This is a genomic window from Streptomyces sp. NPDC093071, from assembly GCF_044754545.1.
GTDB lineage: Bacteria > Actinomycetota > Actinomycetes > Streptomycetales > Streptomycetaceae > Streptomyces.
In genome coordinates this window covers 864,050-877,205 of the sequence record NZ_JBIVPH010000003.1, presented here as the reverse complement: position 1 = coordinate 877,205, position 13,156 = coordinate 864,050, and the positions used below count along the sequence as shown (strand labels likewise).

The window sequence follows — 13,156 nt, the reverse complement described above, 5'->3', positions numbered from 1 at the left end:
ACACCCCCGACACCCCGACGACCCCCGAGGACGCCGTGCCCACCGCCCCGGCCGCAGAGGCCCCCGAAGCATCCGGACTCCCCGAGACCCCCCGACCGCCCCGCCCCCGGCCGCCCGCCCGGCCCCGCCCCCGGGTCCTCCTCGGCGCCACCGCCGCCGCGGTCGCCGGGCTGCTCCTCCTGGTCGCGGTGGGCACGCTCCTCCGCCAGCCCCTGCTGATCCCGCCGCTCGCCGCGAGCGCGGCGCTCGTGGCGGGCGCCCCCGAACTGCCGCTCTCCCAGCCCCGCTCGGTGGTCGGCGGCCAACTCCTCTCCGTGCTCACCGGGTTCGCGGTCCTGGCCCTGGCCGGGCCGGGCCCGTGGGGCGCCGCCGTCGCGGGCGGCCTCGCCCTCGGCGTGATGGCGCTCGCCCGCGCCCCGCACTCGCCCGCCGCCGCCACGGCCGTCGTCGTCGCCCTCCAGGCCACGCCCTTCTGGTCGTTTCTCGGCCTTCTCGCGCTCGCCTGCCTCCTCCTGGTCGCCGTCGGCCTCGCGGCCGCCCCCGCGACGGGGCGGACGTACCCCGCGTACTGGATCTAACCTCGTTCCATGAAGCGGAAGTTGAGGGTGGCGGCCTACGCCGTGTGCGTCCGGGACGACGAGATGCTGCTCGCCCGCTGGGCGGCGGGCGACGGCACCAAGCGCTGGACCCTGCCGGGCGGCGGCATGGAGCACGGCGAGGAGCCCGTCCGGACCATGGTCCGGGAAGTCGAGGAAGAGACCGGGTACGTCGTCGAACCCACCGCCCTCCTCGGCATCGACTCCGTCCGCCTGGCCCGGCTCCGCCGCTTCTCGGGGCCCGGCGACCTCCAGGGGCTCCGGATCGTCTACGAGGCCCGGATCACCGGCGGCGAGCTGCGCCACGAGACCGGCGGCTCCACCGACCTGGCCGCCTGGCACCCGCTCTCCGCCGTCCCCGGCCTGCCCCGCGTCGAACTCGTCGACATCGCCCTCGACCTGTGGCGCGAACGGCCCCCGACCGGCCGTTCCCGGCTCGGCGCGCCGCTCGACCCCACCCTGCCGCCGAACGGCTGAAAACGGCTCAACCGTCCCCGGTCCGCTCAACCCTCCCGGCGCCCCGCCGAGTCCTGCCCGCCGACCGCAGTACACCCGGAGCGCACCGCGCAGAGTCCAGGGGAGCCCGCATGTCAGCCGTCCGCACCACCCGCACCACCCGTACCGTCCGCACCGCCGTCGCCGCCGTCCTCGCGGCGGGCCTCACCGCCACCGCCCTCGCCACCCCCGCCCTCGCGGCCCCCGAAGAATCCCGGCAGCGGGGCCACGAGGCCACGCAGCGGGCGCTTCAGGCGCAGGTCGACGCGGGCGTGCCCGGCGCCGTCGCGCAGGCCCGCGACGGCCGGAGGAACTGGACCGGCACCGCGGGCGAGCGCGGGGGCGACGACCGCTACCGGGTCGGCTCCCTCACCAAGACCTTCGTCTCCACCGTCCTCCTCCAGCTCCAGGCCGAGCGCCGGATCGACCTCGACGACCCGGTCGAGAAGTGGCTGCCCGGCGTCGTCCGGGGCAACGGCCACGACGGCCGGCGGATCACCGTCCGCCAGCTGCTCAACCACACCAGCGGCGTCTACGACGTCACCTCCGACCCCGCCTTCCAGGAGAAGGTCTTCGGCCCCGGCTTCCTGGAGCACCGCTACGACACCTGGACCCCGCGGCAGCTCGTCGCCGTCGCCCTGGCCCACCCCGCCGACTTCCCGCCCGGCACGAGCTGGAGCTACTCCAACACCAACTACGTCCTCGCCGGCATGATCATCGAGAAGGTCACCGGCCGCCCCTACGGAAAGGCCGTGGAGAACCGGATCATCAAGCCCCTGAAGCTGCGTGCCACCAGCGTCCCCGGCACCCGCCCGTCGATGCCGAGGCCCAGCAGCCCGGCCTGGTCCAAGCTCTCCGCCGACCCGGACGCGCCCGTCCACGACGTCTCCCGGCTCAACCCGTCCATGGCCGGGGCGGCGGGCGAGATCATCTCCGACTCGAACGACCTCCAGACCTTCTACCGGGCCCTCCTCAAGGGCCGGCTGCTGCCGAAGGCGGAGATGCGGGAGCTGACCACCACCGTCCAGGTCTCCCCGGAGATCCCGCAGATCCGGTACGGGCTCGGGATCATGTGGCAGAAGCTGAGCTGCGGCAAGGAGATCTGGGGCCACGCCGGCGGCATCCACGGCTCCTCCACCGAGGGCCGCGTCACCCGCGACGGCGAGCACTCCCTCGCCCTCAACCTCAACGCCGACTGGACGGGCGACGGCGGCGCCGTCCTGGAGGCCGAGTTCTGCGGCACCCCTCCCCGCGGCTGAATCAGCGGGGCAGGACGACGACGTACGCGGCGGGGTGCCGGTCCGGCGCGGCCATCAGGGCCGTACGGACCACGGTGGCCTGCTGGTCCCTCGCCTCGCGCAGCTTGCGCGGGGTGAGGTGCACGACCGTGATGCCGAGCCGCTCCAGGTGTTCGCGCTTGCGGGTGTACTCGGACCACAGCTCGTCGTCGTCCTGCCGGGGCGCCCGGGTGTCCAGCTCGACGGCCACCGCCTGGTCGGGCCAGTAGGCGTCCACCCCGCCCAGGTGCGGGCCGCCCGGCAGCCGCAGGTCCACGTTCCACAGCGGGTCCGGAAGCCCGAACTCCCGCACCAGCTCGTACAGCCGCTCCTCGGACAGCGCGCGCCCCTCGGTGAGCAGCGCGTCCACCGCGTCCACCACGTGCGGCCGGGAGAGGACCCGGGCCCGGCTCAGCTCCCGTACCAGGGCGGCCGGTTCGCAGTGGCCGCCGCGCACCGCCTCGGTGACCAGCGCGCGGACCGCCTCCGCCTCCGGGAGGCCCGACACCGCGTCGGCGACGGCGCGGGCGACCGGGGCGACGGGAACGCCCGTGAGCTGCACCGGCTCCGGCGCCTCCGGGGCGCGCACCACCCGCACCCAGCCGGTCGAGCGCAGCCGCCGGGTGCGCGGCACCAGGACGTCGATCCGCTCCAGGGCGGTGAGCGGGGGAGCGGAGGAGAAGCGGTGCAGGGTGAGGGCGGCGAGCCCGGTGATCATCGCCTCCGGCTCCTGCCGCGGCAGGGTTCCGGGCCTGCGGGCGTAGAGCAGCGCGGCGTGCAGCCGGTCCTCGCTGGTGGGCGGCCCGGGCCGGAGCAGGAAGACGCCGGGCAGCAGCTGCTGCCAGCCGCCCGGCCGGCACTGCGCGGCGACGTCGGTGGCGGAGATGCCCCGCGCCCTCAACTGGGCGGAGGTGGCGAGGCGTTGGGTGCGGCCGGTGCGGGAGGAGAGGGGGAGGGGGCGGGGGGTGAGGGGGGCGTTGTGGTTCATGCCGGGGGTCTTCCGCTTCCGAAGGCTCCCCTAACCCCTGTTACACGCTCGTCGACAATTGGGGACAAGCTCGCCCTAAAGTACGTGCGTTCGAGTGCCGATGGGGTGCCGCGCCCGTGCGCCGACACGGCGACGGGGGTCGCGGGCCGAAGCCCGCGACCCCCGCCGCTCACCGGTCCGTCACTCCGCCGCGCGGTCGCACTCCTGCGCGCGCAGCGCCCGCGCCAGGTCGTCCCGGGCCTCCAGGACCAGCCGCCGCAGGGCCGGCGCGGCCGACTCGTGCGCCGACAGCCAGGCGTCCGTGGCGGCCAGCGTCGCCGCGTCGTCCTGGAGCCCCGGGAACAGGCCCCGGACCACGTCCATGCCGATCTGGATCGACCGCTCGGCCCACAGGCGCTCGATCGCCGCGAAGTACTTCTCCGCGTACGGGGCGATCAGCTCGCGCTGCGAGGGCTGCGCGAAGCCCGCGATCGTCGCCTCGACCAGCGCGTTCGACAGGGCGTCCGACTCGACGACCTGCGCCCAGGCCTGCGCCTTGACCGCCGCCGAGGGACGGGAGGCGAGCAGCCGCACCTGGTGGCGCTTGCCCGTCGCCGTGTCGTCCCGGGCCAGCTCCTCGCCGATCCGGGCCTCGTCCGCGCGCCCGTGCGCCGCGAGCGGCGAGAGCAGCGCCCAGCGCAGCTCCTGGTCGACGTCCAGGCCGTCGATCCGCGCCGTGCCGTCCAGCAGCCCCTCCAGGAGCTGGAGGTCGGCGTCGGTGGAGGCCGTCGCCGCGAAGAACCGCGCCCAGGTCAGCTGGTGCTCGCTGCCCGGCTCGGCCGCCCGCAGCTCGCGCAGCCCGCCCTCGGCGAGCAGCCGGCCGCCCTCCTCGCGCCACTCCGGCGCCGCGTACAGCGTGACGGCCGACTTCGTCCAGGCGTGCACCATCTGGAGGACGCCGATCTCCGTCTCGCGGCCCGCGAAGGCGAGGACGACGGCGACGAAGTCCCGGGCGGGCACCAGCCCGTCGCGGGTCAGGTTCCACAGCGCCGACCAGCACAGCGCGCGGGCCAGCGGGTCGGTGACGTCGCCCAGGTGCTCCCGCAGGGTGGCGAGCGAGCCCTCGTCGAAGCGCATCTTGCAGTAGGTGAGGTCGTCGTCGTTGACGAGCACCAGGTCCGGCCGCTCCTCGCCCGCCAGCCCGGCCACCACCGTGCGGACGCCGGTGACGTCCGCCTCGGCCCGCGCGTACCGGACGAGCGCGCCGTCCGCGTCCAGCCGGTAGAGGCCCACGGCCGTCCGGTGCGGGCGGAGCTCGTCGCCCTCCTGGAGGACGGCGAGCTCGGTGATCCGGCCCTCGGCGTCGTAGGTGACGTCCGGCGCCAGGACGTTCACGCCCGAGGTCTGGAGCCAGGACTTCGCCCAGCCCTTCATGTCGCGCCCGGAGGTCTCCTCCAGGATCGCGAGCAGGTCGCCCAGGCGCGTGTTCCCGTAGGCGTGGCGCTTGAAGTAGCGGCGCGCCCCCTCCAGGAACGCGTCCCGCCCGGCGTACGCCACGAGCTGCTTGAGCACCGACGCGCCCTTGGCGTACGTGATGCCGTCGAAGTTCAGCTTGGCGTCCTCCAGGTCACGGATGTCGGCCGTGATCGGGTGGGTGGACGGCAGCTGGTCGGCGCGGTACGCCCAGGACTTGCGGTTGTTGGCGAAGGTCACCCAGCTGTTCGTGAAGCGGGTCGCCTCGGCGTTCACGAAGGACCCCATGAAGTCCGCGAAGGACTCCTTCAGCCACAGGTCGTCCCACCACACCATGGTGACCAGGTCGCCGAACCACATGTGCGCCATCTCGTGCAGGATGACGTTGGCCCGCGCCTCGTACGAGGCCTGCGTGACCTTGCCCCGGAAGACGTACTCCTCCCGGAAGGTCACCATGCCCGGGTTCTCCATCGCGCCGAGGTTGTACTCGGGGACGAAGGCCTGGTCGTACTTCCCGAAGGGGTACGGGAAGTCGAAGTTGTCGTGGAAGAAGTCGAAGCCCTGCTTGGTGACCAGGAAGACGTCGTCCGCGTCGAAGTGCTTCGCGAGGCCCTTGCGGCACATCGCCCCGAGCGGGATCTCCAGGTCCCCGCGCCGGTAGGTGTCGGTGACGTAGTGGTACGGACCGGCGACCACGCAGGTGATGTACGTGGAGATCGGCGCCGTCTCCGCGAACCGCCACACCCCGTCGGCGTCCCGCTCCCCGGCGCCGTTCGACCAGACCGTCCACTCCTCCGGCGCGGTCACCGAGAAGCGGTACGGGGCCTTCAGGTCGGGCTGCTCGAAGTTCGCGTACACCCGGCGGGCGTCGGCCGGCTCGTACTGCGTGTAGAGGTAGACCTCGCCGTCCTCCGGGTCGACGAAGCGGTGCATCCCCTCGCCGGTCCGGCTGTAGGCGCACTGCGCGTCCACCACCAGGGTGTTCTCGTCCGCCAGGCCGTCGAGCGTGATCCGCGCGCCGTCGAAGACCTCCGCCGGGTCCAGGGAGCGCCCGTTCAGGGTGACCGTGTTCACCGAGGGGGCGATCAGGTCCGCGAAGGTGCTCGTGCCCGTCCCCGTGCGGCGGAAGCGGATCGTCGTCACCGAGCGGAAGGTGCGCACCGCCTCGTCGGACGCGCCGACCGCCGAGCGCAGGTCGAGGGCGACCTCGTACCCGTCGACGGACAGCAGCGCGGCCCTCTCGTGGGCCTCGTCGCGGGACAGATTCTCACCGGGCACGGTCACTCCTTCGTGGCGCGTTCGAAACAGCACCGATCCTCCCATGTGCCCCTGTCGCCCGGCACGCGGGAATGCCCTTCCGGGTCCGTGGCGTTCTCCTCCATCGGCGCACCCCCTTTTTTTCCCACGGCCGTACCGAGGAGTGACATGTCCGAGAGCAGGACCACCGCAGACTTCTACTTCGACCCGCTGTGCCCCTGGGCCTGGATGACCTCCCGCTGGATCCTCGAAGTGGAGAAGGTGCGCCCGGTCGACGTGCGCTGGAAGGTGATGAGCCTGGCCGTGCTCAACGAGGACCGGATCGACGAGCTCCCCGAGGAGTACCAGGAGATGCTGCGGACCAAGGCCTGGGGCCCGGTCCGCGTCGTCATCGCCGCCCAGCAGCTCCACGGCGACGAGGTCGTCGGCAAGCTCTACACCGCGCTCGGCACCCGCTTCCACAACAACGGCGAGGGCCCGACCCGCGAGGCGATCGCCGGCGCCCTGAAGGACGTCGGCCTGCCCGAGGACCTGGTGGAGTACGCCGACAAGGACACCTACGACACCGAGCTGCGCGCCTCCCACCAGGAGGGCATCGACAAGGTCGGCCAGGACGTCGGCACCCCGGTGATCGCGGTGCCCGGCCCGGACGGCGAGGAGGTCGCCTTCTTCGGCCCGGTCGTCACCCCGGCCCCGCGCGGCGAGGCGGCGGCCCGGCTGTGGGACGGCACGCTGCTAGTGGCGTCGACGCCGGGCTTCTACGAGATCAAGCGCACCCGGACGGCGGCGCCGAGCTTCGAGTGACACCCGCCCCGCACGTACAGAAGAACCCCCGCGATTCACGTCATCGCGGGGGTTCTTCCTCATTCCGCCCGCACGTGAAGGTTGAGAAGACGATCACGAGTGGGACGACGGGGTCCGTCGGTCAGGACGGGGTCAGAAGGAGATCAGCGGGACCGAGGCCTTGGCGGCGTGGTACCGCTTGCTCACGTCCTGCCAGTTGACGACCTGCCACATGGCCTCGATGAAGTCGACCTTCTGGTTCTTGTACTGGAGGTAGAAGGCGTGCTCCCAGGCGTCGAAGACCAGGATCGGGACCGAGCCCTGGCCGACGTTGCCCTGGTGGTCGTAGACCTGCTCGACGATGAGGCGGCCGCTGATCGGCTCGTACGCGAGGACGCCCCAGCCGGAGCCCTGGGTGGTCGCGGAGGCCTTGGTCAGCTGGGCCTTGAACTTCGCGAAGGACCCGAAGGACTCGGTGATCGCGTCCGCGAGGTCACCGACGCCGTCGGCGGCCAGCGGCTCGCCGCCGCCCCCGTCCTTCGGGCTGTTCATGTTGTTCCAGTAGATGGAGTGGAGGATGTGGCCGGAGAGGTGGAACGCGAGGTTCTTCTCCAGCCCGTTGATGGAACCCCACTGGTCCTTGTCGCGGGCTTCCTCCAGCTGCTCCAGGGTGTCGTTCGCGCCCTTGACGTAAGCCGCGTGGTGCTTGTCGTGGTGCAGCTCGATGATCTGCGGATTGATCACCGGCTCCAGCGCCGCGTAGTCGTACGGCAGCTCGGGAAGTGTGTAGATCGGCATGTGCCCGGCCCTTCGACTGCTCCTGCTTATTGCAACCTGTATGCAGGTGCAGGCTAACAGCAGGTGCGCGCCGGAGTTGATCAGCCCTTCGTCCTAGGTCCCGTGTCCCGGCATGGAGAAACCCCCGGACCGGGCGCGGTCCGGGGGTCTCCCGTCGGTGCGGGGCGCGGTCAGGAAGCGCGCTTCCCCGCCGCCTTCTGGCGTACGAGGCCGATGCCGGCGAGCAGCAGGGTCAGGCCGCCCGTCCAGTACAGCTGGACGCGGGTGCCCTCCTCACGGGCCATCAGGACGAAGACCACCGCCATCCCGGCCAGCGCCACCCAGGTCAGGAACGGGAAGGCCCACATCCGCACGACCAGCTTCTCGGGCGCCTCGCGCTCGGTGCGGCGGCGCAGCACCAGCTGGGAGGCGGCGATGAAGAACCAGACGACCAGGATGATCGCGCCGATGGTGTTGAGCAGCCAGACGAAGATGTCGTCCGGCCGCCAGTAGCTCAGCAGCACGCAGCCGAAGCCGAAGACGGAGGAGGCGAGCACGGCCGGACGGGGGACGCCGCCGGAGGTGCGGCCGAGCGCCTTCGGGCCCTGGCCGCGCGCGACGAGCGAACCGGCCATGCGGGAGGCGCCGTAGACGTTGGCGTTCATCGCGGAGAGCAGGGCGACGAGCACGACCACGTTCATGATCTGGCCGGCGGCCGGGATGCCCAGGTGGTCGAGGGTGGCGACGTACGGGCCCTTCTCGACGACCGCCGGGTCGTCCCACGGCACCAGGGTGACGATGACCGCCATGGAGCCGATGTAGAAGAGCGCGATCCGCCACATCGCCGTACGGACGGCCTTGGCGACGCCCTGCACCGGGTGCTCCGACTCGGCCGCCGCGATGGTGACCGTCTCCAGGCCGCCGTACGCGAAGACCGAGGCGAGCAGGCCCACGATCAGGCCCTCGGAGCCGTGCGGGAAGAACCCGCCGTCGCCGGTGAGGTTGGCGGTGCCGGGGGCGTCCGAGCCGGGCAGCAGACCGGTGATCGCCAGCACGCCGATGCCCAGGAAGAGGACGATGGCGCCGACCTTGAGCGCGGCGAACCAGAACTCGAACTCGCCGAAGTTCTTCACGGCCGCCAGGTTGGTGACGCAGAAGACCAGCATGAAGAGCGCGACCCAGGCCCACTCGGGGCTGCCGGGAAACCAGCCGGTCATGATCTTCGCCGCGCCGATGCCCTCCAGGCCGACGGCGACGCAGAGCAGGAACCAGAAGGCCCAGCCCGAGGTGAAGCCCGCCCAGGAGCCGAAGGCGCGCTCGGCGTGGACGGAGAAGGAGCCCGAGGCGGGGTTCGCGGCCGACATCTCGCCGAGCATCCGCATCACCAGCATCACGAGGATGCCGGAGAGGGCGTAGGCGATGACGATGGAGGGGCCGGCGGCGGCGATGCCGGCGCCGGAGCCGACGAAGAGGCCGGCGCCGATGACGCCGCCGAGGGCGATCATCGAGAGGTGGCGCTGCTTGAGGCCGTGGGAGAGCCCCTCGGCGGGGGCCGCGCCGTCGTCCTCGCGGTCGACGGGCGCGGGCGCGGTGGTCCGGGACATGGGCCGCCCTGTTCACTGGCTGGGACGGGGGAACGGGCCACAGTCTGGGCGGGCGCACCGCCGAGAGGGAACCGATGTCCGCTATACGGGCACGGGGTTCACACAAGGTGAAGATTCGGTTCCGCTTCGTGCGCGGCGCCCGTACGGCTCTACGCGGACCCGCCCCGCACCCGGCCCCGTCCCGCCCGCAGCTCCCGCACCCACGCCACCAGCAGGACTGCCCCGGTCGCCGCCGCCGACCACAGCACCTGCGGCCGCGCCCCCTCGTCGCACAGCATCAGGACCAGCACCGCGCCCATCGCCGCGAGGGCCACCCAGGTCAGCCAGGGGAAGCCCCACATGCGCAGCGTCAGCGTCTCCGGCGCCTCGCGCTCGATCCGGCGGCGCAGCCGCAGCTCCGAGACCGCGATCAGGCCCCACACGAAGAGCAGCACCGCGCCGACCGCGTTGAGCATGTACAGGAAGACGGAATCCGGCCACTTCAGATTGAGCAGGACGGAGACGAAGCCGAAGGCCACCGAGGCGAGCACCGCCCGGCGCGGCACCCCGCCGCCCGAGACCTTCAGGAGCCCCTTCGGCGCCTCCCCGCGCTCGGCCAGCGAGAACACCATCCGCGAGGAGCCGTACAGGTTCGCGTTGAGCGCCGAGAGCAGCGCCACGAACACCACCACGTTCATGATCTGGCCCGCCGCCGGGACCCCGATCGCGTCCAGGACCGCCACGTACGGCGACTCGCCCGGCTCCATCGACGTCCACGGCAGCAGGGTCACGATCACCAGCATCGAGCCCACGTAGAAGAGGAGGATCCGCCACACGGCGCTGCGCACCGCCCGCGCCACGTTCCGCGCCGGGTCGTCCGACTCGGCCGCCGCGATCGTGACGACCTCCAGGCCGCCGAAGGCGAAGACCACGGCGAGCACCCCCGACACCACCCCCGACCAGCCGTTCGGCAGGAAACCGCCCTGCCCGGTCAGGTTCGCGAGCCCGACCGGATCGGTGTCCGGGAGCCAGCCGACGATCGCGAGGACGCCCAGGACCAGGAAGAGGACGATCGCGCCGACCTTGAGCGCGGCGAACCAGAACTCGAACTCGCCGAAGTTCTTCACCGCCGCCAGGTTGGCCAGGGTGAACACGACCATGAAGACGAGCACCCAGCCCCACTGCGGGACCCCCGGCACCCAGCCGTGCGCGATCCGGGCCGCGCCCGTCGCCTCCACGGCGAGGACCACGACCAGCAGGAACCAGTACAGCCAGCCCACCGAGAAGCCCGCCCAGCGGCCGAGCGCCCGCTCCGCGTGCACCGAGAAGGCGCCCGACGCGGGCATCGCCGCCGACATCTCGCCCAGCATCCGCATCACCAGCATCGCGAGCGCGCCCGCGATCAGGTACGAGAGCACGATGGCCGGCCCGGCGACGGCGATCCCGGCGCCCGACCCCACGAAGAGCCCCGCGCCGATCACCCCGCCGAGCCCCAGCATCGTCAGGTGACGCTGTTTCAGACCGTGCGAGAGGGGCTCCGGTTCGGTGAGCGGAGAGGGCGGCGGGGCGTCGGGCATGGTGAGGGGCTCGTGCTCTCGGGAGGTGGCGCTTTATGGAGACTCCACAGTCTCTCCGCTGACCTCCCTCCGGCGCAAAAGGGGCGTCTCCCAGCGAGTTGCCAGTGACAAGGGTCACGTGGCGCCCGGCGTGAAAACCGTCCTTTGTCGGAACTCCATGAAGCGGCTGGCTCCGGCTTTGTCGGCTGCTGACGGTGATCGGGCGTTCACCCCTGGCATAGCGTCGACCTGTCCCTCCACCCTCACCCCCGCGGAGTACCGATGAGCATCGCCGCCCCCGCCCGCTCCCTCCGGCCGGGCATCGTCCTCGCCGACCTGGTCCCGGCCAGTCGCGCCCGCGACATCGCCCTCGTCGTCGGCGGCGCCGCCCTCACCGGCCTCGCCGCGCAGCTCTCGGTCCCGGTCCCCGGCTCCCCGGTCCCGGTCTCCGGCCAGACCTTCGCCGCCCTGCTCGTCGGCACCGCCCTCGGCGCCCGCCGCGGCTTCCTCGCCCTCGCCCTGTACGCGGTGGCGGGCGCGGCGGGCGTGCCCTGGTTCGCCCAGGCCACCTCCGGCTACGGGATGCCGTCCTTCGGCTACATCCTCGGGATGCTCCTGGCCGCCACCGTCGTCGGCGCCCTCGCCCGCCGCGGCGCCGACCGCTCGGTGCTCCGCACGGCCGGCGCGATGGCGCTCGGCTCCGTGATCATCTACACCGTCGGCGTGCCCTACCTGGCCCTCGCCACCGGCATGACCTTCGGCCAGGCCGTCGCCGCCGGCCTCACCCCGTTCCTCATCGGCGACGCCCTCAAGGCCGCCCTCGCGATGGGCGTCCTCCCGGCCGCCTGGAAGCTCGCCGGCCGCAAGGGCTGAGCCCCGCACGGCACGCGAAAGGGCCCCGGCGGAGTGCGCCGGGGCCCTTTCGCGTGTGCGCGGAAGCCGTCAGAGCTTCGCGGAGGACTTGCCGATCCGCTCGCGGACCAGCGCGACCGCGACCACGAGGGCGGCCACCAGGAGCGAGAGCACGACCTGCTCCCGGGGGCCGCCGCCGTCGTAGATCATGTAGCCGAGGACGAAGACGATCATGCCGATCGTCGCCCAGGTCAGGTACGGGAAGAGCCACATCCGCACGACCAGCTTCTCCGGCGACTCGCGCAGGATGATGCCGCGCATCCGCAGCTGGGTCACGCAGATGACCAGCCAGACGAAGAGCGCCACCGCGCCGGAGGAGTTCAGCAGGAAGGCGAAGACGGTGTCCGGCCACTTGTAGTTGAAGAAGACCGCGACGAAGCCGAAGACGACCGAGCCGAGGATCGCCGCCCGCGGCACGCCCCGCGCGGTGGTGCGGGCGAAGGCCTTCGGCGCGTCACCGCGCTGCCCGAGCGAGAAGGCCATCCGGGAGGCGGTGTAGAGGCCCGAGTTCAGGCAGGACAGGACGGCCGTCAGGACGATCACGTTCATGACCTGGCCGGCGTGCGGGATGCCGATGGAGTCGAGGGCGGCGACGTACGAGCCCTTCTCGACGATCGACTCGTCGTTCCACGGCAGCAGGGTCAGGACCACGAAGATCGAGCCCAGGTAGAAGACGCCGATCCGCCAGATCACGCTGTTGGTGGCCTTGGTGACCGCGCGCTGCGGGTCCTCCGACTCGCCGGCGGCCAGGGTGACGATCTCGCTGCCCATGAAGGAGAAGACGACCATCAGCACACCGGTGAGGATCGCGCCCGCGCCCATCGGGAAGAAGCCGCCCGCGTCGGTGAGGTGCGCGAACCCGGCGCCCGGGTTGTCCGAGCCGGGCAGCACGCCGAAGACCGCGAGCAGGCCGATGACGACGAAGGCGCCGATGGCGACGACCTTGATGCCGGCGAACCAGAACTCGAACTCGCCGTAGGAGGCGACCGAGGCGAGGTTGGTGGCGGTGAGCACCACCATCACGATGAGCGCCCAGGCCCACTGCGGGACGGCCGGGATCCAGCTCTCCAGGATCACCGCGCCCGCGGTCGCCTCGACGGCGAGCACGACGACCCAGAAGAACCAGTACAGCCAGCCGATGCTGAAGCCGGCCCAGCGGCCGAGGGCCTGGTCCGCGTAGGCCGAGAAGGAGCCGGAGGACGGCCGGGCGGCGGCCATCTCGCCCAGCATCCGCATCACGAAGACGACCATGGTGCCGACGAGCGCGTACGAGAGCAGGATCGCGGGGCCGGCGGCGGCGATGCCGGAGCCGGAGCCGACGAAGAGGCCGGCGCCGATGACGCCGCCGATCGCGATCATCGAGAGGTGGCGGTTCTTGAGACCGGCCTTGAGACCGTCGGAGGATGCGGGCGTCCCGGTGGTGCCGGTCGGGCCGTCGTCCTTCGTCAGGGTCGGTTGCGTGTTCATGGACGCTTCCTCG

At 72.3% G+C, this 13,156-nt stretch carries 11 protein-coding genes; 5 read left to right on the top strand and 6 right to left on the bottom strand.

The annotated features are described in order from the left end of the window. Positions 1-35 precede the first annotated feature (35 nt). The 3 genes from ACIQD7_RS15305 to ACIQD7_RS15295 all read left to right on the top strand — a co-directional run bounded on the left by ACIQD7_RS15305 (position 36) and on the right by ACIQD7_RS15295 (position 2,350). Complete coding sequence (locus tag ACIQD7_RS15305) at positions 36-578, top strand: HPP family protein (RefSeq protein ID WP_402441939.1); 543 nt, start codon at positions 36-38, stop codon at positions 576-578. A gap of 9 nt (positions 579-587) precedes the next feature. Then, positions 588-1,073 carry an NUDIX hydrolase gene (locus ACIQD7_RS15300; RefSeq protein ID WP_402441938.1) on the top strand — a complete coding sequence of 162 codons (486 nt, stop codon included), beginning with the start codon at positions 588-590 and terminating at the stop codon, positions 1,071-1,073. A 110-nt stretch (positions 1,074-1,183) separates the two neighbouring features. Next, positions 1,184-2,350, top strand: a complete 1,167-nt coding sequence (locus ACIQD7_RS15295) for a serine hydrolase domain-containing protein (protein WP_402441937.1) — start codon at positions 1,184-1,186, stop codon at positions 2,348-2,350. A 1-nt stretch (position 2,351) separates the two neighbouring features. Here ACIQD7_RS15295 and ACIQD7_RS15290 read toward each other — a convergent pair whose 3' ends face one another. Beyond that, complete coding sequence (locus ACIQD7_RS15290) at positions 2,352-3,356, bottom strand: hypothetical protein (protein ID WP_402441935.1); 1,005 nt, start codon at positions 3,354-3,356, stop codon at positions 2,352-2,354. A 180-nt stretch (positions 3,357-3,536) separates the two neighbouring features. Further along, complete coding sequence (gene pepN, locus ACIQD7_RS15285) at positions 3,537-6,086, bottom strand: aminopeptidase N (RefSeq protein WP_402441934.1); 2,550 nt, start codon at positions 6,084-6,086, stop codon at positions 3,537-3,539. Between the two features lie 147 nt (positions 6,087-6,233). Between pepN and ACIQD7_RS15280 the strand changes: the two genes are divergently transcribed. Next, on the top strand, positions 6,234-6,869 hold the full coding sequence (locus ACIQD7_RS15280; protein ID WP_402441933.1) for a DsbA family protein: 636 nt from the start codon (positions 6,234-6,236) through the stop codon (positions 6,867-6,869). Positions 6,870-7,001: 132 nt separating this feature from the next. Here the strand turns inward: ACIQD7_RS15280 and ACIQD7_RS15275 are convergent, their stop codons facing one another. The 3 genes from ACIQD7_RS15275 to ACIQD7_RS15265 form a co-directional block, all read right to left on the bottom strand. Then, entirely contained in the window at positions 7,002-7,646 is a 645-nt protein-coding gene (locus ACIQD7_RS15275; protein WP_402441931.1) for a superoxide dismutase, read from the bottom strand. Positions 7,647-7,816: 170 nt separating this feature from the next. Beyond that, positions 7,817-9,229 carry an amino acid permease gene (locus ACIQD7_RS15270; protein WP_390755462.1) on the bottom strand — a complete coding sequence of 471 codons (1,413 nt, stop codon included), beginning with the start codon at positions 9,227-9,229 and terminating at the stop codon, positions 7,817-7,819. Between the two features lie 149 nt (positions 9,230-9,378). Continuing rightward, a complete protein-coding gene (locus ACIQD7_RS15265) occupies positions 9,379-10,785 on the bottom strand; it encodes an amino acid permease (RefSeq protein ID WP_402441929.1) in 1,407 nt (468 codons plus the stop codon). 261 nt (positions 10,786-11,046) lie between these two features. Here ACIQD7_RS15265 and ACIQD7_RS15260 point away from each other — a divergent pair, with 261 nt between their 5' ends. After that, positions 11,047-11,637 (top strand): biotin transporter BioY, encoded by a 591-nt coding sequence (locus tag ACIQD7_RS15260; protein WP_402441928.1) that lies wholly within the window; start codon positions 11,047-11,049, stop codon positions 11,635-11,637. Between the two features lie 69 nt (positions 11,638-11,706). Here ACIQD7_RS15260 and ACIQD7_RS15255 read toward each other — a convergent pair whose 3' ends face one another. Next, positions 11,707-13,143: an amino acid permease gene (locus tag ACIQD7_RS15255; RefSeq protein ID WP_161372241.1), complete on the bottom strand. Its 1,437-nt coding sequence runs from the start codon at positions 13,141-13,143 to the stop codon at positions 11,707-11,709. Positions 13,144-13,156: the final 13 nt, after the last annotated feature.